General features: G+C 44.3%; 17 protein-coding genes. 6 read left to right on the plus strand and 11 right to left on the minus strand.

Annotated features, from left to right (window positions below; translation table 11 throughout):
• Positions 1–169: 169 nt before the first annotated feature.
• The 11 genes from DUK53_RS07125 to DUK53_RS07175 all read right to left on the minus strand — a co-directional run bounded on the left by DUK53_RS07125 (position 170) and on the right by DUK53_RS07175 (position 14,610).
• Complete coding sequence (locus DUK53_RS07125) at positions 170–1,978, minus strand: glycoside hydrolase family 13 protein (RefSeq protein ID WP_081964454.1); 1,809 nt, start codon at positions 1,976–1,978, stop codon at positions 170–172.
• A gap of 18 nt (positions 1,979–1,996) precedes the next feature.
• Positions 1,997–4,402, minus strand: a complete 2,406-nt coding sequence (locus DUK53_RS07130) for a glycogen/starch/alpha-glucan phosphorylase (RefSeq protein WP_036089173.1) — start codon at positions 4,400–4,402, stop codon at positions 1,997–1,999.
• A gap of 129 nt (positions 4,403–4,531) precedes the next feature.
• Positions 4,532–5,959 carry a glycogen synthase GlgA gene (glgA, locus tag DUK53_RS07135; protein ID WP_036132775.1) on the minus strand — a complete coding sequence of 476 codons (1,428 nt, stop codon included), beginning with the start codon at positions 5,957–5,959 and terminating at the stop codon, positions 4,532–4,534.
• Positions 5,956–7,104, minus strand: coding sequence for a glucose-1-phosphate adenylyltransferase subunit GlgD (glgD, locus tag DUK53_RS07140; protein WP_036132776.1), 1,149 nt, complete (start codon positions 7,102–7,104; stop codon positions 5,956–5,958). The genes glgA and glgD overlap by 4 nt, the downstream gene beginning before the upstream one ends.
• Positions 7,094–8,236, minus strand: a complete 1,143-nt coding sequence (locus DUK53_RS07145; RefSeq protein WP_036132778.1) for a glucose-1-phosphate adenylyltransferase — start codon at positions 8,234–8,236, stop codon at positions 7,094–7,096. The genes glgD and DUK53_RS07145 overlap by 11 nt, the downstream gene beginning before the upstream one ends.
• A gap of 35 nt (positions 8,237–8,271) precedes the next feature.
• Positions 8,272–10,203 (minus strand): 1,4-alpha-glucan branching protein GlgB, encoded by a 1,932-nt coding sequence (gene glgB, locus DUK53_RS07150; RefSeq protein ID WP_201740719.1) that lies wholly within the window; start codon positions 10,201–10,203, stop codon positions 8,272–8,274.
• 242 nt (positions 10,204–10,445) lie between these two features.
• Positions 10,446–11,441 carry a lipoate--protein ligase gene (gene lplA / locus DUK53_RS07155; RefSeq protein ID WP_036132780.1) on the minus strand — a complete coding sequence of 332 codons (996 nt, stop codon included), beginning with the start codon at positions 11,439–11,441 and terminating at the stop codon, positions 10,446–10,448.
• 14 nt (positions 11,442–11,455) lie between these two features.
• Positions 11,456–12,187: an MBL fold metallo-hydrolase gene (locus tag DUK53_RS07160; protein WP_036132781.1), complete on the minus strand. Its 732-nt coding sequence runs from the start codon at positions 12,185–12,187 to the stop codon at positions 11,456–11,458.
• A gap of 132 nt (positions 12,188–12,319) precedes the next feature.
• Positions 12,320–12,679 carry a hypothetical protein gene (locus DUK53_RS07165; RefSeq protein WP_052164997.1) on the minus strand — a complete coding sequence of 120 codons (360 nt, stop codon included), beginning with the start codon at positions 12,677–12,679 and terminating at the stop codon, positions 12,320–12,322.
• 523 nt (positions 12,680–13,202) lie between these two features.
• Entirely contained in the window at positions 13,203–13,706 is a 504-nt protein-coding gene (locus tag DUK53_RS07170) for a hypothetical protein (protein WP_036132782.1), read from the minus strand.
• Between the two features lie 241 nt (positions 13,707–13,947).
• On the minus strand, positions 13,948–14,610 hold the full coding sequence (locus tag DUK53_RS07175) for a class A sortase (protein WP_036132934.1): 663 nt from the start codon (positions 14,608–14,610) through the stop codon (positions 13,948–13,950).
• A 372-nt stretch (positions 14,611–14,982) separates the two neighbouring features.
• Here DUK53_RS07175 and ltaS point away from each other — a divergent pair, with 372 nt between their 5' ends.
• From ltaS to kdpC, 6 genes are all read left to right on the plus strand, one after another.
• Positions 14,983–16,971, plus strand: a complete 1,989-nt coding sequence (gene ltaS, locus DUK53_RS07180; protein WP_036132784.1) for a lipoteichoic acid synthase — start codon at positions 14,983–14,985, stop codon at positions 16,969–16,971.
• 128 nt (positions 16,972–17,099) lie between these two features.
• Entirely contained in the window at positions 17,100–18,338 is a 1,239-nt protein-coding gene (locus DUK53_RS07185) for a dicarboxylate/amino acid:cation symporter (protein ID WP_036089180.1), read from the plus strand.
• A gap of 431 nt (positions 18,339–18,769) precedes the next feature.
• Positions 18,770–18,838, plus strand: coding sequence for a K(+)-transporting ATPase subunit F (gene kdpF, locus DUK53_RS18010; RefSeq protein ID WP_368665717.1), 69 nt, complete (start codon positions 18,770–18,772; stop codon positions 18,836–18,838).
• Between the two features lie 19 nt (positions 18,839–18,857).
• Positions 18,858–20,531, plus strand: coding sequence for a potassium-transporting ATPase subunit KdpA (gene kdpA, locus DUK53_RS07195; protein ID WP_036132786.1), 1,674 nt, complete (start codon positions 18,858–18,860; stop codon positions 20,529–20,531).
• Positions 20,532–20,543: 12 nt separating this feature from the next.
• A complete protein-coding gene (gene kdpB, locus DUK53_RS07200) occupies positions 20,544–22,574 on the plus strand; it encodes a potassium-transporting ATPase subunit KdpB (RefSeq protein WP_036132788.1) in 2,031 nt (676 codons plus the stop codon).
• A 13-nt stretch (positions 22,575–22,587) separates the two neighbouring features.
• Positions 22,588–23,142 carry a potassium-transporting ATPase subunit KdpC gene (kdpC, locus tag DUK53_RS07205; RefSeq protein WP_036089183.1) on the plus strand — a complete coding sequence of 185 codons (555 nt, stop codon included), beginning with the start codon at positions 22,588–22,590 and terminating at the stop codon, positions 23,140–23,142.
• The last annotated feature ends 7 nt before the right edge of the window (positions 23,143–23,149 follow it).

Raw genomic sequence — 23,149 nt, forward strand, 5'->3', positions numbered from 1 at the left:
TCCAAACTTCAGCATGTCGAAAAATACTTAGTTTCTAGGCAAAAGCGAGTACCAGAGCGGAGCGTACTGAGGTACGTGAGCACTGGAACGGAGCTTTTAACGACGAAAATGAGTGTTTGTCGACATGCTGAGCATGTATTTTAGAATGCTGTAACTTCTCTTTTTCGCTTTAGTTGAAGAAAAATCCATAGGCTGCGATGCTGGTTTCATGAATATTCGCGGACTCTAAAACCGGCCGCCAATCATCACGCTCTGGATAGATCGTCGTTACGTCCACTTGCTGCTCCTGGCCTGTCGGATTCATCACAAACAGGTGCCAATTATCGTCGTCAATATAACGAATCACACCGAATAACAGGCCTAACGAGAATGGATAATACCGACCTTTTCGCAGCGCTTCATTCTGGTTTCGAAGCTGAATCGCTGTATGGAAAAAGTCGCTAATATCAGCGTCTTCACGCCCCCACGGATAAAACTTGCGATTGTCCGGATCCGCACCACCTGTTAGTCCCGCCTCATCTCCGTAATACACGCACGGCACACCCGGCAACACCATCAACAGATAAATCGCCAAACGCAACTTCGCTTTATTTTCTGATAGCATCGTAAAAATCCGCGCGGTATCATGCGTCCCGATATTATTCAAATTCGCCTGCAACGCCTCATTGGGATAATTCTCCTTCAGCGCCATCATTTTTTGCGCCGCTTGTTGTGCCGTCAAGCTTCCGTTAATCAAGTCAATAATAATTTGGCGGAACGGGTAGTTCATCACGCCTTGCAACATACCACCCTCTAAATAATGTCGCCGGTTATCATACGCAATTTTGTTCGTGGCATCTTCCCAAACCTCACCGATTAACACGCGATCTGGATATTTCATCAACGTCTGGCGAATCCCACCGATAAACGCATCCGGAAGCTCATCCGCGACATCTAACCGCCAGCCAGCAATCCCGCGCGACGTCCAATAATCGATGACACTGTCCGGCCCGCCATAAATCAACCGCTGAAAATCTGCATCCTGCTTGTTCACAACTGGCAAATTACTAACGCCCCACCAAGCATCGTACTGATCCGGAAACTGGTGGAACGTAAACCAAGAATGATACGGCGAATCCACGCTTTGATAAGCCCCGACCGAATCAAAATTCCCATACCGATTAAAATACACACTATCCTCACCAACATGGTTGAAAACGCCATCTAGAACGATCCGCATCCCCATCTCGCCAGCCTTCTGAATCAGCTCCGCCAAAATCGACTCATCGCCAAACATCGGATCAATTTTCTTATAATCAGACGTATCGTATTTATGATTACTCTTCGCCTCAAAAATTGGACTCAAATACAGCCCCGTGATGCCGAGCTCCTTCAAATACGTCAGCTTCTGCGTAATCCCGTCCAAATTCCCGCCAAAGAATTCCCAGCGCACAATTTCACCTTGCGCATTTTTAATATAATAAGGCGTGTCCTCAGATCTCGCATAAATAAACGAATCCGGCTTCGGCGAGTGCACATGATCATCCGCATTGAAAAACCGATCCACAAAAATATGATAGAAAACCGCATTCTGATACCATTCTGGCGCCTTATCCGCATACTGGAAACACGTCAGCTGATACGTGCACATATCATGATAATTCTCCGTGAAAAAACCTTCCCCACCATGCAAATCATGATTATTAAAATAGTACGTCGTCCGCGTCTGCGTATCAAAATCCTGCTGAATTTTAAAATAATAAAAATAAAGCCCCGTTGCCGCATATGGCTGGAAGGAAACCTGGTAAGCATTACCCTGCGTAGGGTTCATCTCAAAACTTTGCTCCTCCATGCCATCTTTGTGAATCTTAAGTTCCACTTTGGAAACGTAAGGAAGCGCGACATCGATTCGAAAATCAATCGTCGCGCTCACATTCACTGCGCCAAAAGGTCGTTTGTAAAGCTCATTCCATGAATCAAATAAGACTACTTTCACCACTGGCTAAACTCCCTCTCGTCACAGATTTTTATTGTGGTGCACATTCCAAATCTCATCCGCATAATGCATAATCGTATAATCCGACGAAAACTCGCCCGCATGTGCAATATTCAAAAGCGACATCTGATTCCACTTCTTCCGATCACGATACAGCCCGTCAATCCGCGACTGCGCGTGCACATACGACTCATAATCCTTCAACACAAAATACTCATCATTGTACTTCAAAAGCGAATCAAAAATCTCGCGTCCTTCCGCCTCAATGTTCGGAATCGTTCCATCAACCAGCGCATCCAGACAACGTTTCAAGCGCGGATTGTGATCATAAATCTCCTGTGAATGATACGAATTAGAATCATAAAAATGATACAATTCCTGATCCTGCATCCCAAACAACAGCATATTCTCATCGCCTACTTTATCCCGAATTTCCACATTCGCCCCGTCAAGCGTCGCAAGCGTAATCGCCCCGTTTAGCATCAATTTCATATTACTCGTTCCCGACGCCTCTTTCGTCACAAGCGAGATCTGCTCACTAATGTCCGCCGCTGGAATAATTTTCTCCGCCAATGTCACGCCGTAGTTTTCCACAAAAACGACCTTAATTTTGTTATCAATCGTCGTGTCGTTGTTGATCAAATCCGCCACCGCATTAATCAGCTTGATAATTTCCTTCGCGTACGAGTAACTCGGTGCCGCCTTCGCCCCAAAAATAAAGACGCGCGGTACTATCTCTTCCTCCGAATGCGTTTCCTTCAACTTCAAATACAGTGATAAAATATGCAACACATTCAAGAGTTGGCGTTTATACGCGTGAAGTCGCTTGATTTGAACATCAAAAACCGCATTAGGATCAATCTCAATCCCCATCGCTTCCTTCACGTAATCCGCCAACCGTTTCTTATTCGCCAATTTGACCTGTTCTAATTTTTCAAGCAGAACCGTGTCTTCTTTAAAGGCTTTCAGTAAGTATAGCTCATTTGGCTTCTTCTTCCATTCGGTGCCGATATAGTCGCTAATCAAATCGCTCAAACCTTCATTGCTCAGAAGCAACCACCGGCGATGCGTAATGCCATTCGTCTTATTATTAAAACGAGCCGGATACGCCAAATAAAAATCATGCAGCGCCTTCTCTTTCAAAATTTCCGTATGCAGCTTAGCCACACCGTTAATACTGTGGCTACCAATAATCGCCAAATGCGCCATGTGAATAACGCCATCTTGAATCACCGCTGTACGATGCGTAAAATTCTCCCCATAAAGCGGCGTCATGCTTTCCAGATGTCGGCGATTAATCTCACAAATAATCTGGTAAATCCGCGGCACTAGATTCGAAACCATTTGCTCCGGCCACTTCTCAAGCGCTTCCGCCATAATCGTATGGTTCGTGTACGAGCACGTTTTCATCGTAATCGCCCAAGCAGCATCCCAGCTCAAACCCTCTTCATCAAGCAAAATCCGCATCAATTCAGGGATACACATCGTCGGGTGCGTGTCATTAATATGAATCGAAATCTTCTCCGCCAAATGCTCCATCGGCACGCCCAGCTTCCGGTAATACCGAATAATGCTCTGCACACCCGCCGACACGAAAAAGTACTCCTGCTTCAAGCGTAGCAAGCGACCATCATAACTCGAATCATCCGGATAAAGCATCTCTGAAATACTATGAATCGACTTCCGCCGCTCTTCCGAAAAGTAATCCATTTCCTCACTCGGCGGAATTTCAGCCGACCAAAGCCGCAAATTGTTCACCGTGTCATTTTCATAACCCGTCATTGCCGTATCGTAAGGCACTGCCAAAATATCCTCCGTATGCGCATAAATCGGCTTAATATTGCCATCCTTGTCCTCTTCCAAATGCACATCACCGAAAAAGCGCACAATCTCCGCCTTATTCTCGCGCCGCGTTTCCCACACATTCGCATGTCTCAACCAATCATCCGGCAGCTCCACTTGGTAACCATTCACAAACTTCTGCTTAAACAAGCCATAGCGATACCGAATCCCGTTCCCATTTCCAGGCACATCACACGTCGCCATCGAATCCATAAAGCAAGCCGCCAATCGGCCTAGCCCGCCATTTCCAAGTCCAGGATCCGCCTCAATCGCCTCTAAACTGGCAAATTCCACGCCAAGCTCCGCCAATCCCTCACGAACCGTATCCAAAATTCCTAAATTCAACAAATTGCTTTTTAATAACTTCCCAGGTAGAAACTCAATCGAAAAATAGTAAACTTGCTTTGCCTGATCCTGCTGATATTCCTTCTTCGTCTGCATCCAATTTTGAGCCGTGTACTCCTTGACTACACTTCCCAATGTGATGTACTGTTCCAATGGCGTCAAATCATGAATTTCAGAGGCATAAAGACTCGTCAATGCACGACTATACTCTTTCTTAAAATGCTCCTTACTAATTTCCAATATGATTCCTCCTTATCGGGCTTAAAAAAACTATGTGTTTCCGCCAAACCACAAGCGCGGCGACAAATGATTAGATCCTAGGCAAAAGCGAGTACCAGCGCGGAGCTGATCGTGTGTCGCCGCGCTTGATCAGTGTTCCTCGTAAATACCCTTATACTTTTCCGCTGAAACTTTCCAGCTGAAATCCTTGTTCATCGCTTGTGTCACGAGTTGTTGCCAGACAGCGGGTTGCGTATCATAAAGCGCGATTGCCGATTCCAAAATATTTCTGAAAACACCAGCCTCATAATTATGAAAACTAAAACCAGTTCCCTCTCCTGTATACTGATTAAAAGGCTGTACGGTATCTTTCAAACCACCCGTTTCATGCACAACAGGAAGCGTCCCGTACCGCATCGCAATCAACTGCGCAATCCCGCACGGTTCAAACCAAGACGGCATCAACAACATGTCCCCAGCCGCATACAACTGTTGTGCAAAACCAATATCAAAATCAATATTCGCCGACATTTTTTCAGGATACACATGCTCGAAAAAGCGATACGAATCCTCAAAACCTGTCTCGCCCATGCCAAGAATCGCGATTTGAATATCCTTTTGCAATAACGCATCTAGGCTTTCCTCGACTAAATGGCATCCTTTTTGATGGGTTAATCGCGAGACCATGATGATTAGCGGCACATCCGTACGAACCGGTAATCCCAAACGTTTCTGCATCGCCGCCTTATTCGCCGCTTTTCCAGACATATCCGCCTGACTAAAAGCGTTTGGAATGAGCGAATCCCTCGCCGGATCATTCAACTCCTGATCAATCCCGTTCAGAATCCCCGTCAATTTCCAAGCATTCGCGCGAAGCAAACCATCCAAACGCTCCCCATAAAGCGGCGTCTGAATTTCCTGCGCATAGCTCGGACTCACCGTCGTAATCCGATCCGCAAACTGAATCGCGCCCTTCATAAAGTTCACATCATCATAATACTTAATCCCGTCCTCATGCCACGTCTGCATCCCAATCCCGAGCAATTCCTCCAACACACGCGGCGAATAAATCCCCTGGAACTGCAAATTATGAATCGTGAGCACCGTCCGAATCCCGCGATAAGCCTCAATCCAATGATACTTATCCGCAAGAAGCAGCGGAATAATCCCCGTATGCCAATCATTCACGTGTAGCCAATCTGGAATAAAATCAATTTTCTCCATCATTTCACAAACCGCCATCGAGAAAAACGCGTAACGCTCCGCATCATCATAATCCCCATACACATTCGGGCGGTCAAAATAATACAAGTTATCAATAAAGTAAAACGTCACACCGTCACGCACCAGTGTCTTCACACCACAAAACTGCTTGCGCCAACCAACGTCCACCGTAAACTGCGTCACATCAACCATCTCGTCCTTAAATTCCTGCACCATCTTCGTGTGAAACGGCAACACCACGCGAATATCCACGCCCTGCTTCACCAACTCTTTCGGCAACGCATACGCCACATCCGCCAAGCCACCCACTTTCACAAACGGAAAGACCTCCGCTGCTGCAAATAAGACTTTCATCCGACTTCCGCCCCTCTGCTCGTCTCAATCTGTTCATCCTTTTTAACCACAATCGGGTTCTCACGCGTACCTATCAACTCGACACCCGGCGCAATCACGCTCTTCTTATCCGCAATCACGTACTCCAATCGCGCACCCGCACCGACTCGCGCACCCTGCATCACCATCGAATGCTTCACACGCGCGCCCTCTTCCAGCACCACATTCCGGAACAGAAGCGAATGCTCCGCCGATCCACGCAACAAGCAACCGTTCGCGACCAAGCAATCCTTAACATCCGAATGCTCCGCGTAAAAAGTTGGCACCTCGTTCTTCGCTTTCGTATGGATTTTCTGGTTTTCTTGGAACAACGCCGACAAATGACGATCCTCCAACATATCAAAATTCCCTTCAAAATACGAGTTCACCGAATAAATTTGGCGCAAATAACCCGTATACTCAAACCCATTCGCATTCGTATGTTCCACCGCCTGTTTCATCACCGCATCCAGCGAAAAATCACGCCCGGTTTCCCGATAATTCGCAAGCAATTTCAACAACAATTCCTGCTTCAACAAATAAATTTCCAAGCTAAGCGCACTACTTTCAGTCACCCGCTCCGATTTGCCCACTTCCTCATGCGCCAAAATTTTACCTTCCGGCGTCACATCAAGCGTCATCAAATTCTCATGATTCCCCGCCTCAATCGGCGCCGTTAGCTTTTTATAAACGACCGTAATATCCGCTTCCTGCTGCTTATGATGTTGCAAAACACCCTTCAAATCGATATTACAAATCATCTTACTTCCCATAATAACCACGTATTCCGTCGCCGATTTCGTCAAGAAGTTCAGGCTATTATCATAATTCTCCTGCGAAAAATCATCCGCATTCCGCTCATCAAACACGAACAAACCACCGTACATCGTGTTCAAATCCCATTCCTTCCCGCTCCGAATATGATCAAATAACGAACGATTATTCTCATTCAAAAACATCGCAATCGTATTGATACCAGCATTCGTCATATTCGACAACGGGAAATCAATCAAGCGATACCGACATGCAAATGGCATCGCCGCAAGAGGCCGGTTTTTCGTCAAAGGCTGCAGTCCTTCTTTATTTTCCGATAAGTTTAAGATTCCACATATTTTATTAGCCTTCATCTTCCGACACTCCTATCATTTCATGGTGACCAACAACCTCAATCTCGTCGCCACCCAAAATTTCCACATTATCCGCAATAACCGCATTTTCGCCTACAATCGCGCGTTTTAACACGACATTTTTCCCAATCACCGCATTTGGCATGATGACACTATCCTCAATCACGCTATTCTCGCCAACCTTCACATTTTGCGACAATATCGAATGCTTCACCTGCCCATTAATAAAACAGCCATCCACAATCAGCGCATTTTTCACATCCGCCTGCTTCGTAATATGCTGTGGCGGCGCAATCGGGTTTTTCGAATAAATTCGCCATTCCCTATCCCGAATATTCAACTCGTGGCAAGGATTAATGAACTCCATATTCGCCTCCCACAAACTCGAAATCGTCCCAACATCCTTCCAATAACCCGAAAAACGGTACGCGAAAATAGGCTCGCCATTATTCAAATACGCTGGCACGATATTTTTACCGAAGTCACTCATATCAATATTTTTAGACTGCGCATCTTTCAAATACTGCTTCAACAAACTCCATTTAAATATATAAATCCCCATCGATGCCAAATTACTCTTCGGCTCAGCAGGTTTCTCATCAAACTCAATAATCCGCTCCGTATTATCCACGTTCATAATCCCGAACCGCGACGCCTCTTCCATCGGCACCTCAATAACAGCCACCGTCAACGCCGCATTTTTCGCCTTATGATAATCGAGCATTTTCTCATAATCCATTTTATAAATATGATCACCCGACAAAATAAGCACATACTCAGGATCATGACTATCGATAAAACTCACATTCTGATGAATCGCGTGCGCCGTCCCCTTAAACCACTTCTCACCTTCCAAACTAAGATGCGGTTGCAAAATCGTCACGCCACCATTTTTATAATCCAGATCAAAATAAGACCCATCTCCAATATGATCGTTCAACTCGAGCGGCTGGTACTGCGTCACCACGCCCACCGTATCAATCCCTGAATTCGAACAATTGCTCAGCGAAAAATCAATAATGCGATATTTCCCGCCAAACGAAACAGCCGGTTTTGCCATCGTTTTCGTTAAATCGCCGAGCCTTGAACCTTGTCCACCTGCTAAAATCATTGCAATCATGTCATTTTTCATAATTATCTGGGACTGCTAACGAAAGCAAATCCCTCTCACCGCCCTTTTTTATATCCTTTTATCCGTTTCGGTTTTATAATCAGTACACTCATTGCTGGCATTATTACTTCAATACTATAGGCTTGCCCGTTATGCCCCTCATGACTCGTGCGCATTTCCGGCTGAGCCACATGCCACGTTCCGCCAAAATCATGCGACTCCGTATTCAATAGCTCCTCGTAAATCCCTTCATAAGGTACGCCAATCCGCACCCGCTGTCTTTCCACTGGCACAAAATTACACGCCACAATCAAGAAATCGCGAGGCTTTACACCTTGGCGAATAAACGTCAACAACGACTCATCCCGATTATCCGCATCCAAAATCGCCATTCCTGCCGGATCATGATCCAGCTCAAACAACGCCCGATGCTCCACATAAATCTCATTCAACGTCCGCACAAAAAACTGATACTGGTGATTCAAATCCTGCTCCAAATCCGTCCATTCCAATTCCTCCGCAAACTTCCATTCCAAAAATTGCCCCGTCTCATTGCCCATGAAATTCAATTTTTTCCCAGGGTGCGTCATCAAAAACGCCTCCAGCGTTCGGATCCCAGCAAATTGATTATAACGATCGCCTGGCATTTTGTGCATCATCGACTTCTTGCCATGCACCACTTCATCATGGGACAGCGCCAAAATATAATTCTCCTTAAACATATACATAAACGAAAACGTCACGAGGTTAAAATGATCCTTGCGAAACAATGGGTCCATCTCGAAAAATTTCAAAATATCGTTCATCCAACCCATATTCCACTTATAATTAAAACCAAGTCCGTTCGCATCCACAGGCATCGTCACAGCAGGATAAGCCGTACTTTCCTCCGCGATCATCAACATATCCGGATACCGCTTAAAAACCTCGGTGTTTAACTTTTGAACAAAAGCGACACCCGCCTTATTCACGTTGCCGCCATCCTCGTTCGCTTCCCAATACCCATCGTCATAATCCAAATAAATCATGGCAGACACCGCATCGACACGCAAACCATCCAAATGGCACATCTCAATCCAAAACAGCGCATTCGAAATCAAAAAACTATGCACCTCAGCCTTAGATAAGTCAAAATTAAGCGTTCCCCAGCGCACATTATCCGCCTGAAACGACTTCCAATACTCAAATTGCGGCGTCCCATCAAAATAAGACAACGCATTATCATTCCGGCAAAAATGCCCCGGCACCCAGTCCATAATCACGCCAATATTCGCCGCATGACACGCATCCACAAAGCCCATAAAATCTTCCAAGCTCCCGTAACGCGCCGACAATGCATAATATCCCGTAATCTGATAGCCCCAAGACGCGTCCAGCGGGTGTTCCATGAGCGGCATAAACTCAATATGCGTAAAGCCCATCTCCGCCACATAAGGAATCAACGTCTCCGCAAGTTCCGAAAACGTGTAAAACTCCGCATCTCTGCCATCCTGTGGTTTCCGCCAAGAACCCGCATGAACCTCATAAATATTCAGCGGCGCCTGATACACACTTTTGCGCTTCCGCTTCGCCATCCAGCGCCCATCCGACCACTTAAAATCCGGTAATTTCGTCACAACCGCCGCATCTTTCGGCCTCGTCTCAAACGCCAATGCATACGGGTCCATTTTTAATTTCCTGTGCCCATTCGCATCTTCCACCAGAACCTTATAATGCTGTCCCGGCTCCGCATCCGTCGAAAACCCTTCCCAAATCCCAGTCTCACCAATTTTCCTCAATTTCATTCCAGCATCCCAATCGCAAAAATCGCCCACAATGGCAATTCCCCTCGCGTTAGGAGCCCAGACACGAAACGAGAATCCTTCCTTACCGCGTCCATCAACTGCAAACTGACATCCCATCAGCTGATAACTCTGAAAATGACTCCCCGTATTAAATAAATATGTATCCGCTTCTGACATGTTCCCGATCTGCAATTTATTGCTCACTTCACCACACCCTTTTTGAATAATCTGTTTTTTCTCTTTCTCAAAACAAAAAAATCATTCTGTCGCGTTCATTATGAAGTCAATCGGAAACCGTCAAACCTAATTTCCTTATTTCTAATATACCAGATTTCTTCCCTTTTTGAAAATAATACCACCAGTAAAATATATAACATTTTCATATTTTTAGAAATACGTCCAAAATAAAGAGCCTAAGCGCCGTAGCCTAGACTCTCCCGTCCTATTTAATAAACCAAATCTAAAAAATCTTCCATTGTAATGTTACCAAAATAATGTTTTATCTCCACATCGGATAACGCTTTTTCAATCGCTTTTCGCTCGTAATTGACACCACGAAGCTTATCCTCAATCTCCGTCACATCACCAACCCCGAAGAAATCACCGAAAATTTTCACGTCCGCAATCACGCTCTTCACAACGTCAAGACGCACATCGATGCCACCGACTGGAAAGCGCTTCGTCCGCTCCAAGTTAAACTTAGGTGACTTGCCATAATTCCAATCCCAGTTATTATAACGCTTCTCAGAAATCGCATGAATCTTCTCCCAGTCCGCCTCCGTGAGCACATACTCCTTCACATCCGCGACATTCTCCACATCGAAAATATCGAGCAATAACAAATCGCGAAACTCCTCCGTCGTCATCTTGTTTTCCATGAACTCCGAAATGTTCGCAACCCGGCTACGCACCGACTTAATGCCCTTCGATTCGATCTTATCCTTGCGCACCTTCAGCGACGCCACAACATGATCCAAATTCAGATCAAGCATCAACGTTCCATGTGAAAACATCTTGCCCTTCGTTGCAAATTGCGCATTCCCAGACACTTTGAAGCCATCAATCAGCAAATCATTGCGCCCTTTCAACTCTGCATTCACACCTTGCTTCTTAAGCGCCGTCACAATCGGCTCCGTAAATTTCGCGAAGTTGTGGAACGAATCCCCATCATCCTTCGTAATAAAGCTGAAATTCAGATTCCCCTCATCATGATAAACCGCGCCACCGCCCGATAAACGACGCACAACCTTGACGTTATTTGCCGCCACATATTCCGTATTAATTTCCTCAATCGTATTCTGATTCCGCCCAATAATAATCGACGGCTGGTTAATATAGAAAAGCAACACCGGCTCGTCCAAATCGAGCTCCGTCAAAATAAACTCTTCCACCGCCAAATTTATCGTCGGATCCAACACATTCTTATTATCAATAAAATACACGCCTTACTTCCTCCTTAAAACTCGATAATCAGGCCTTTTTCAGCCAACACAATTTGCCCATCAAATGCCGACGCCGCTTCTGCTTTTAGCGTCGCCAACTCACCAAACTGCGGCAAATGCGATAACAATAACGTCTTCACGCCAGCATCCTGCGCCAATTTTCCAACTTCCGTACTCGCCATATGAATCTGACTTTTCCCAGCCAAATCCTTATAAAAATTCGTGTCCGCCATCAACAAATCCGCCCCCTTCGCAAAAGGAACAAACGACTCCTGATACGCCGAATCAGCCGTGAATACAAACACCTTCCCGTTCGCCTCCATCCGCATCGCATAACAAACAACCGGATGCACCGTCTTCAAAAACGTAATCGCAAAAGGCCCAACGTGGAGCGGCTTGTTCGGATCATACGCCATACCCTCCGAGACATTTGGCATCGAAAGATAAGAAAAACCACGCGCATCCTCGTCATGCCCATACATCGGCAACACCGGAACATCCGCGTTCATCCCACCAATCAAACGATAATGCTGCAAAATCCCAACATCCGCCACATGATCCGGATGATAATGCGAAATAATCGCCGCATCAATCTCGTTCGGATCCACATAATTCTGCATAATAGAAACGGCACTCGCACCGACATCAATCAATAATTTAAATCCATCCTCTTCCAATAAATAACTTGACGTTCCCTCATCCACTTTCGGAAAGCCACCCCAATGACCAAACACAGTCAACTTCATGCCGCCACGTCCTCTCTCGATTTAGTTTACCTATTTATCATACACTAAAATGGAGGTGGAGGGTAGATTTTGCGACTGAAAAAAACACGCCATCTTTTTCATGACCTGCTCTCTTCTTATTACCTATTTCAGTTATTGATTTTGCATTGAGGCTGGCGGTTGGTATTTTAGTTCCTTGGTTCTAGGATCATCTATGCCAACCTCCGTTCCTTTTATATATGCGCTATAATCTACACGTTTTTCCTTTGAAATGTATTGGAATATATAACGGATATCATCACCCTCGTTCTTGGAGTACACAATTTTCACAAACCCCGGTGGCGCATTCGCATAGCCAAAAGATTCATCTCTGATTGCGCTCTGAGGTATACCATATTCCGCGATATAAGCATCAATCGCATTTTCCGCTACATTTTTCTTGTATAGATAAACGCCGAAAACTACTAAGAAAGCTATCACAATCACACCGAGTATTTTCACAACTTTTTTCAAAATTTCACCTCCAAGGTAGATAACAATCGAGACCCTTCAGAAAAACGGAATGAAGATTCTTTTATACATTTTTAATTTCACGACTTCTTCATAGTTTTTTCCATCTTTCTCCCAAGCCATTTTTATTGCCTAAACACTGCTGATATCTGGACCATTGTAAAGTGTTTCAGGATCAAAGATAGCTCGTCCGTCAAAATTGCCATCTTTTCATTTTTCAGATCATGCTCTTCAAGGAAATTAACTAATTCGCTACCCATCATCATATCTACTCGTAACACTCTTGGTTCTCTATGGCCTCACCACTTTATATAGCCACTCCAAGGACACTCTGTTGAATCCGTCACCCCCGCAGCTCTCGGTTTATATACAACTTTCCAATACTCTCCTTTTGAATATACAATAACTGGTTGCAGTAAAGAGTAGGTTATCCAGCCGCTCATAAAAATAATCACAAGGAACCAGCGATATTTCTTTTTTATCCTAACAAAGCTCTCCATTATCTAATAATTCAAATCCTCTGCCGCTAAAATAATGATGTCACGAAAAACCTTCTCTTCCAGTGTAAAACTACAAGCTCTGACTTTATTTCACCATATTTCTTCCACGTCAATTTAAACGTTATCCCATCACTCAAATCAGTTTTTTTAGGCGGATTATAAAACGTTTCATTATCCACTAATTTCTTCCCATTAAAGTTACCTGATTCAACTGCTAGCATTTCTTTGTCGAATAAAGGATATGTTTTTCTGCCATCAAGCTGTTCAACTTTTAATAACTCAACTTTACTTAATTTCTTCCATTTCATTACGCCTACCCATGGATATTTCTCAGTATCTTCCTCGTCACCTTTTCTCGGTTTATAAACTATGCACCAATTTTCACTACCGCCCTTAAGAATTGGTGGTTGACTGAAAGAAATACCTAAATAAACTAAGATCACGCTTAGCGCTACAACTACAAATATTTTCTTTTTCATATTACCACTTAAATTTGAATGCCTTTTATTGACTTTGTAGCTGTTACTCATTTTCCCAACCCCCTCGCTTCATCTATTTTCCAAGACTTCATACTAAAAGTACCTCAAAATTCTCATCTAAGCAATGCCATATGAACCTTCTTTAGGATATATTTAATATCATAGGCGCTTTCTTTAACAATTATTAAGAACTATAGTTGATTGAACTAGGAAAATAGTTTTACGAAAAATAATCCCAACAAAAAAACACGCCACACAGAATAAAAATCCCATGTGACGCATTCTAAAAATCTTATTCAAAATATTTTTCTTTCTTCTCTTTCGTTAGCTTCTCTGTCGAAACCAATTTCCCTGTCGCGATAAAACGTTGATCGGTCTCTGTCGCAACATCACACGTGACTAGCGTAATCTGCGGTTCTTCCGTATCATCAATCACGCCGACTTCTGTATCTTTCACGATTTTTGTGTTCGTTACTTCATAGGTGTACAGATTCGTCAAATCGGTCAAATATACTTTGGCGCCTTCTTTCACATTCATTACTGGGCCAAATAGCATCGAACCGTTGCGCATATGATGTCCGGCAAGTGGGTAATTTCCTTTCCCCATCACCTGATCTGATCGCATTGTCGTCGCACCAGCAAGTAGGTTCGCTGTGTTTGTCCCTTTTAAGACCATCAAACTGAGGTCAACGCTCGGAATGGCAATCGAGCCTACAACGGCATTTTTGTCATAATCTGCGGCACCTTTCACCACCGATGTCATCGAGGGCAATTCGACGCTCGCAAAATCAAAGTTCGCGTCTCTGTTATTATTTTTTTCAAGCGTTTCTGCACTGTAATTCGTTACCGAGTCCCGTCCACTTAGGTACTTCACAATCCCGCTTTTAATGAACGGCGAAAGTACAAGAAGTAACCCGACTATTAAAATGATAATGGCAATCGTTTTCTTCAATATATATTCCTCCTTGCTGTTCTTTTTATTATATAGTAGGTTTAGTGTCAAATGCAACCTAGAAAAGTGTTCGATATTATTCTCTACGTTTTTATTATACACGTAATCTCCTTCCTATATTCCCCAGTCTATTTCCAAATAAACCACCCAAGATTCCCCCTCCGAGCATCGATATTCCGCGCCGTTGAGGCATTCCTAGATGAACTCGGTCTCTAGACGCATGTTTTTTAGTTTTGTTTTTGTTAAAGTTATGTTACAATTAGATTAACGTGGGTTTGGAATTAGCGTAACGCTTCTTACATATAGAGCCCAGTTTTTTTTATTCTATTAAAGATGAAAGTACTTACTCACACAGAGTATTAGGAGAGGTGAACTATGAACGAATGGAAACAAAAAGTCCTCAGCTTCTTAAGTAAGAACTACGGATTTTTTATTCTAGCCGTCATTCTATTCTGGCTAAAAACGTATATTGCTTATCAAACGGAATTTAATCTTGGTATCGAGAATGCTATGCAACAATTTTTATTACTTATTAATCCGCTGAGTTCGGCTGTGTTCTTTATGGGACTTGCCTTATTTGCGAAAGGTCGACGCTCGTTTGTCTGGATTATTATCATCGATCTACTATTGACTATCGTCTTGTTTGCGAACATGGTTTACTACCGGTTCTTCAGTGATTTTATTACACTGCCAAACATTAAAGAGGCGTCAAGCCTTGGCGAACAAAGTGGTAGTATCGGCGCTTTAATGAACTGGACCGATGCGCTTTACTTCTTGGATATCGTTTTCCTGATTGGTTTATTGGTATTCCGCGTTGTGAAACCAAATAAAGAAGCGCGTATTCGTGCTCGTAAAACGGTTGGTGTGTTGACGCTAGGTGTGGCGATGTTCTTTGCTAACTTAGGTCTTGCTGAAATCGATCGTCCGGAGCTGTTAACGCGTACTTTTGACCGGACGTATATTGTGAAATATCTTGGTATGACGAACTTCCAGCTGTATGATGCAGTGAAAAGTACACAGAACTCGACCCAGCGTGCCCTTGCTGATAGTAGCGATGTCAATGCCGTGTTGAACTATACGAAATCGAATTATGCCGCGCCAAATCCAGAATACTTTGGTAAAGCGAAAGGCAAAAACGTGATTTACATTCACTTGGAGAGTTTCCAGCAGTTCTTGATTGGTTACAAGCTTCATGGTGAAGAAGTTACGCCATTTATCAACTCGTTCTTTAAGGACAAAAATACATTTAGCTTCACGAATTTCTTCCATCAAACTGGACAAGGAAAAACTTCCGATGCCGAAATGATGCTTGAGAATTCTTTATTCGGACTTCCACAAGGTTCTGCCTTCTCAACAAAAGGTAAGAATACGTATCAATCAGCGCCTGCGATTTTAGGTCAGCAAGGTTATGATTCAGCGGTTTTCCACGGTAACTATAAGAGTTTCTGGAATCGCGACGAAATTTACAAGCAATTCGGTTATAATCATTTCTTCGATGCCAGTTATTATGACATGAATGAAAAAGATGTTTCCAACTACGGTTTGAAAGATAAGCCTTTCTTCCAAGAATCAGAGAAGTATATTCAAACACTGAAACAGCCGTTTTACGCGAAGTTTATCACGCTGACGAACCACTTCCCTTATCCGATTTCGGAGGAAGAAGCAACGATTAAACCAGCAGAGACTGGTGATGCTTCCGTGGATAGCTACTTCCAAACTGCGCGTTATTTAGATGAATCTGTGAAAAGTTTTGTCCAGTATTTGAAGGATAGCGGTTTGTATGAGAATTCGGTTATCGTGATGTACGGCGATCACTACGGTATTTCTGATAATCACGCGCAGGCTATGAGTAAAGTGCTTGGTACGGATTACGATGCTTACCAAAACGCTCAAGCGCAACGTGTACCATTCATGGTTCGTGTTCCTGGTGTGGAAGGTGGCGTGAAAGATACGTACGGCGGTGAAATCGATATTTTACCTACGCTTCTTCACTTGCTAGGTACGGATACGAAAAACTACGTCCAATTAGGTAATGACCTGCTTTCTAAAGATGCGAAACAAGTCGTGCCATTCCGAAACGGCGATTTCATTACTCCTGCTTACTCGATGATTGGTGGCAAGTTCTACAATCAGAAAACAGGCGAGGAAATCACAACTGAGACGGACGCTATGAAAGCAATGAAAGACAATGTAGCTAAAGAGCTCGAACTTTCCGATGAAGTGTTACAAGGCGACCTGCTTCGTTTCTACACACCGGAAGGCTTCAAGAAAACAGATCCTTCGAAGTACAACTATAACAACAAGAATAAAACAATCAGCACAGACAAAGATAGTACAGACGGCACTTCGACTGAAACTAAATAATCATCCAACCTCCCGTTCTAAGAAACTTTTAGGATGGGAGGTTTTCTTTTGCACTTCTTTTAAAAAGCGCTTCCCTTTCGTGCTTTAAAATGCTATTCTAGAAAAAGATAAAGGGAGGTTTACTACATATGAAAATACTGAAAAACTACGCATTCAGCTTATTCTTAATCGCTGGAATTATCGTCGGAGGTGCGGCTGGCCTTATTTTTGGAGATAAGACATCGGTGGTTCGGCCGATTGGGGAATTATTTCTTAACTTGATGTTTGTCGTGATTGTGCCGCTGGTGTTTTTGAGCGTTTCGAGTGCGATTGCGAACATGCAAGGAATGAAGCGGCTTGGGAAGATTATGGGGACTATTTTTGCGGTATTCTTTACGACGGCTTTGATTGCTGCGGTGATTGCGTTTATCGGGACGACGATTTATAATCCGCTAAAAGGCGTGGATATGACGCAGATTATCAAGAACTTGCCTGCTGCTCCAGAGGCGGCTAGCTCGACAATTGGCGAGACGATCGTCAAAACGTTCACAGTGCCTGATTTTCTGGACTTATTCTCTAAATCTAACTTATTGCCCTTGATTGTGTTTTCGATCCTCTTGGGGCTCGCTACGTCGATGGCAGGCGCGAAAGGAAAACCAGTGGCTGATTTCTTGAACGCTGGAACGGAAGTTATTTTGAAAATGGTGAAGGTGATTATGTACGCCGCGCCGATTGGTCTTGGTTGTTACTTTGCAGATACAGTTGGAAAACTCGGACCGCAGATTATTAATGGTTATTTGAATTCTTTCTTACTTTATTTAGTACTCGCGGTTATTTATTATTTCGGCGCTTTCACCTTGTATGCTTTTATCGCGGGTGGTCCGCTAGGTGTCAAAGTTTACTGGAAAAACGTTATTACACCTTCGATTACAGCGATTGCTACATCATCGAGTGCGGCGTGTATTCCGGTTAACTTGCAGGCGACGAAAAAAATGGGTGTGCCGGATGATATCGCTGAAACGGTCATTCCTCTTGGGGCTAATACGCATAAGGATGGCTCTGTGATGGGCGGAATTATCAAGATTATCTTCCTGTTCACGTTGTTTGGGAAGGATATGACTTCGCCGATGAGCATTCTTGCAATTATTGGTGTCGCTTTCCTTGTTGGTGCCGTCATGGGCGCGATTCCAAGTGGCGGTATGACTGGGGAATTGATGATTTGTGCGGTGTTTGGTTTCAATCCTGAGCTCGTTGGGACGATTATGATTATTAGCACTATAATTGATATACCTGCAACATTATTGAATTCCACAGGAAACACGGTTTGTGCGATGCTTGTCAGCCGATTTGTGGAAGGTAAGAATTGGCTTTCGAAACAGTTTGCTTAGATTTACTTGCAAGGCGAAGAGAGGTTTTAGGACTTCTCTTCGTCTTTTTATTTTGCCTAAAATCGTGGCCCCTCCCCGCTTCAAAAAATTATTTTAAATTATGGTTTACTTTTCTCAGTTTTAGGAGTATGATATGTCGCATAGCTCGAAATAGAAATAATAGTTCACTTTATGAAGTACTGGTATAACTAGCGTTTCGGGATTTTTCGACAACTATGTTTTCGTTTGAAAATCGATTTCTAACAAGTGCATACGGCGTGAATCACAGGATACAGAACCTGTATTTCGCGATAAGAAAAGGGAGATGAAGCATTGTTTAGTTAAGGTTCCTTACTTATGATCCGCGGATGATGAATCTGGGGTGTTTTTTTATTGGACTCTAGCTTAAAACTTAGCCTAGGGAATTGTGGGAGGTTTATTGGATGATACTAATGCTGGTATTTGCGATTTTGTTGTTGGGTTACTTGGTTTATGCGTTAATCCATCCGGAGAAATTTTAGTTGAGGGAGATAGGGAGACATGGAGATTTTACAAATTGTTGTTGTCATTTTGATTTTGTTTTGCTTAATCAAGCCGCTTGGGAGTTACATGTACAAGATTTTTGCGGGGGCACCGACAAAGGGGAATCGCTTTTTTGAGAAAATAGAAGCCGGGATTTTTCGGTTGGCTGGCTTGAGCGAGCGCCCTGCGATGACTTGGAAACGGTATGCTTTTTCACTCGTTTTAGTCAACGGGATTTTGATGATTGTTGGTTTTGTGATTGTTTTTATGCAAGGGCTTTGGGCGAATCCTGATGGTTTGAAGGGGCTTGATCCGACGCTTGCTTTTAATACGGTGATTAGTTTTATGACGAATACGAACCTGCAACATTATAGCGGGGAAACGGCGCTGACGAACATGACGCAGATGATTTTTATTACGATGATGATGTTTACGTCGGCGGCAACTGGAATTTCGGTGGCGATTGCTTTTATTCGTGGGATTACGAGTAAGGGCGAGACGCTGGGCAATTTTTATGAGGATTTCACGAAGGCGATAACGCGCTTATTGTTGCCACTGGCTTTTATTTTAACGCTTGTTTTGGTTGGGCTCGCGGTACCGCAGACGTTGGCGAGCTCGCATGTGATGACGACGCTGGAAGGTGTGAAGCAGACGATTGCGCTTGGTCCTGTGGCGTCGCTTGAGGCGATTAAACACTTGGGCACGAACGGTGGTGGCTTTTTCGGGGCTAACTCGGCGCATCCTTTTGAGAACCCGACGCCGCTCACGAATGTGCTCGAAATGCTGGCGATGTGGTGTATCCCTGCTTCCTTGACCTACACGTACGGTCGCTTCGCTAAAAATCAAAAGCAAGGCTGGGTCATTTTTTCAGCGATGTTTGTCTTGTTTATCGTGTTTCTCGGACTTATTTTCATGTCGGAAAAAGCGGGAAATCCGGTGTTGACGGAGCTTGGTGTTTCGAACGCGCAGGGCAGCATGGAAGGCAAGGAAATGCGATTTGGACTTGGCGGTTCTACGTTGTTTAGTACGATTACGACGGCGGCTACGACTGGTTCGGTGAATAATATGCATGATACGTTGACGCCGCTTGGTGGTATGGGGACGCTCGCGCTAATGATGCTGAACGTGGTGTTTGGCGGTGACGGTGTTGGCTTGATTAATATGTTGATGTACGCGATGCTAGGCGTGTTTTTATGCGGGCTTTTGATTGGTCGCACACCGGAATTTCTCGGTCGCAAAATTGAGCCGCGCGAGATGAAGTTGATTACGCTGACGCTTCTGATACATCCGATTATTATTTTGATCCCTACTGCGGTGGCCTTGCTTACATCAGCAGGAACGGATGCAATTTCCAATCCTGGTTTTCACGGGATGACGCAGGTTTTATATGAATTTACGTCTTCTGCTGCGAATAATGGTTCGGGATTTGAGGGGCTTGGCGATAATACGGCGTTTTGGAATATGACGACCGGCATTGTGATGTTTTTAGGTCGGTATCTGTCGATTGTGCTGCTACTCGCCGTCGCTGGTTCGATGACGCGCAAGCAATTTATTCCAGAAACGATTGGAACTTTCAGAACGGACAATGGCTTGTTTACTGGGATTTTAGTGATGGTTGTGCTCATTATCGGCGCCCTCACCTTCTTGCCAGTTCTCGTACTTGGACCGATTGCAGAAAGTTTAACTTTATAGGAGTGTGTGAAAATGGAGAAAAAAAACGTATTATTTAACCGCGAAATGATGCTCACTGCTGTGAAAGATAGCTTTGTGAAATTAAATCCAGTAGCGATGATTAAAAATCCAGTCATGTTTGTTGTGGAAGTCGGAACTTTTGTGGTCTTGTTGTTAATGCTTTTTCCGCAGTTCTTCGGAATTAGCGCTTCGCTTGGCTATGAGTTGACGGTTTTTCTGATTTTGTTGGTAACAATTTTGTTCGCTAATTTTGCAGAGAGTTTGGCAGAAGGTCGCGGAAAAGCTCAGGCTGATTCACTCAAAAAAACGAAGCAAGATACAACGGCCAAACTTATTCAAAAAGATGGTTCGGTGAAGGAAGTCGCGGCCTCGACATTGCATAAAGAGGACATTGTGCTTGTCGAAATGGGTGATTTGATACCGAGTGATGGCGAAATTATTGAAGGGCTTGCCTCGATTGATGAGTCCGCGATTACTGGGGAATCCGCGCCTGTCATTAAGGAAAGTGGCGGTGATTTTGCCTCGGTTACGGGCGGAACGATGGTGCTGAGTGATTCGATTAAAGTTCGGATTGAGAGTAATCCCGGTGAATCTTTCCTCGATAAAATGATTTCCATGGTCGAAGGAGCTAAGCGTCAAAAAACACCGAATGAGATTGCGCTCACGATTTTGCTGATTACACTCACGATTATTTTTATGATCGTTGTGATTACGCTTTATCCGATTGCTCGTTTTAATGGTGTCGAGCTTTCGATTCCAACGCTTGTTGCGCTACTTGTTTGCCTGATTCCAACGACGATTGGTGCTCTGCTTTCGGCGATTGGTATTGCAGGAATGGACCGGGTGACGCGTTTTAACGTCCTTGCGATGAGCGGGAAAGCCGTGGAGGCTGCCGGTGATATCAACACGATTATTTTGGACAAAACGGGAACGATTACGTTTGGAAATCGGATGGCGAGTGAATTTTTGCCTGTGGGTGGTCATTCGGTGGCGGAGATAGCTGAAATTGCAGCGATAAGTTCGCTAAAAGATGATACGCCAGAAGGTAAGTCGGTCTTGGCACTCGCAAAGCAAATGCACATCGCGTTCCCTAGTGATGACGCGCAAATTGCTGAGGAAATCGAGTTCCAAGCAGAAACACGGATGAGCGGCATTACACTACAAGATGGTCGCAAAATTCGAAAAGGCGCGGCGGATTCGATTAGCCGCTGGGTCGAGAGTCTTGGTGGCATTTTGCCCGCAGAAATGCAAGAAGTTGGGGATAGCATCGCGCGCCTTGGTGGTACGCCGCTCGCTGTCTCGGTTGATTCGGAGGTTTACGGCTTTATTTATTTGAAAGATACCGTGAAACCTGGAATGCAAGAACGATTCGCCGAGCTCCGAAAAATGGGAATCAAAACGATTATGTGTACCGGTGACAATCCATTGACCGCCAAAACGATTGCGGCAGAGGCTGGCGTCGATGATTATATCGCAGAATCAAAACCCGAGGATAAGATTCAGGTCATTAAAGATGAACAAGCGCTCGGCAAACTCGTTGCGATGACTGGCGACGGAACCAACGATGCGCCGGCTCTGGCTCAAGCAGATGTCGGTCTCGCGATGAATTCTGGAACGATCGCTGCAAAAGAAGCGGCTAACATGGTCGATCTCGATTCTGATCCAACAAAAATCATCGAAGTCGTGTCGATTGGTAAGCAGTTACTTATGACACGTGGCGCGTTGACAACGTTCAGCATTGCAAATGACATTGCCAAATACTTTGCGATTATTCCAGCCATGTTTGCCATCGCGATTCCTGCCATGGACAAGCTGAATATTATGCAACTCGACTCCCCTACTAGCGCGATTATTTCGGCACTGATTTTTAACGCCGTCATTATTCCGATTTTGATTCCACTCGCGATGAAAGGCGTCAAGTATGTACCGATGAAAGCTAGCAAACTGCTTAAAAAGAACCTATTCGTCTACGGACTTGGCGGCGTCATTGCCCCATTTTTCGGTATTAAAATCATTGATATGGCCGTTTCGGTCTTTATGTAGGAGGGAAAACAAGATGAAAGCACTACGATTATGTCTCGTGTTCACCGTCATTTGCGGGCTGATCTATCCGCTCGCTGCAACCGGCGTCGCACAAGTTATATTTCCAAGCCAAGCGAACGGTTCTTTGATTAAAAAGGATAACCAGGTCGTCGGCTCCAAATGGATCGGTCAAAATTTTGCATCAGAAAAATTCTTTCACGGCCGCGTTTCATCGATTGAAAATGATGCCAGCGCAAGCGGTTCGATGAATTTAGCACCATCAAATCCAGAACTGAAAAAACGCGTGGAAGCATCGATTAAGCGTCTAGAAAAAGAAAATCCATCGATGCCACGCACGAATATCCCTGCTGATTTAGTCACGAATTCAGGCTCAGGACTCGATCCTGATATCTCGGTTGACAGTGCAAATTTACAAGTCGCACGTGTTGCCAAAGCAAACAACCTAAAACCCGACGCTGTTCAAAAACTGGTAGCAAACAACACGACAACACGCTCCCTCGGTATTTTTGGTGAACCGCGCATCAACGTTCTTGAACTAAATCTAGCCTTGGAAAAACTACTTGATTAAGGAGGTC

It is taken from the genome of Listeria sp. SHR_NRA_18 (assembly GCF_003856515.1).
Taxonomy (GTDB): Bacteria; Bacillota; Bacilli; order Lactobacillales; family Listeriaceae; genus Listeria_A; species Listeria_A newyorkensis.

Excerpts from the sequence above, each read along its gene's own strand:
- glgA (WP_036132775.1), bottom strand. The coding sequence starts at position 5,959 with ATGAAAGTCTTATTTGCAGCAGCGGAGGTCTTTCCGTTTGTGAAAGTG.
- glgD (WP_036132776.1), bottom strand. The coding sequence starts at position 7,104 with ATGAAGGCTAATAAAATATGTGGAATCTTAAACTTATCGGAAAATAAA.
- DUK53_RS07145 (WP_036132778.1), bottom strand. The coding sequence starts at position 8,236 with ATGAAAAATGACATGATTGCAATGATTTTAGCAGGTGGACAAGGTTCA.
- DUK53_RS07160 (WP_036132781.1), bottom strand. The coding sequence starts at position 12,187 with ATGAAGTTGACTGTGTTTGGTCATTGGGGTGGCTTTCCGAAAGTGGAT.
- DUK53_RS07170 (WP_036132782.1), bottom strand. The coding sequence starts at position 13,706 with ATGAGTAACAGCTACAAAGTCAATAAAAGGCATTCAAATTTAAGTGGT.
- ltaS (WP_036132784.1), top strand. The coding sequence starts at position 14,983 with ATGAACGAATGGAAACAAAAAGTCCTCAGCTTCTTAAGTAAGAACTAC.
- DUK53_RS07185 (WP_036089180.1), top strand. The coding sequence starts at position 17,100 with ATGAAAATACTGAAAAACTACGCATTCAGCTTATTCTTAATCGCTGGA.
- kdpA (WP_036132786.1), top strand. The coding sequence starts at position 18,858 with ATGGAGATTTTACAAATTGTTGTTGTCATTTTGATTTTGTTTTGCTTA.
- kdpB (WP_036132788.1), top strand. The coding sequence starts at position 20,544 with ATGGAGAAAAAAAACGTATTATTTAACCGCGAAATGATGCTCACTGCT.
- kdpC (WP_036089183.1), top strand. The coding sequence starts at position 22,588 with ATGAAAGCACTACGATTATGTCTCGTGTTCACCGTCATTTGCGGGCTG.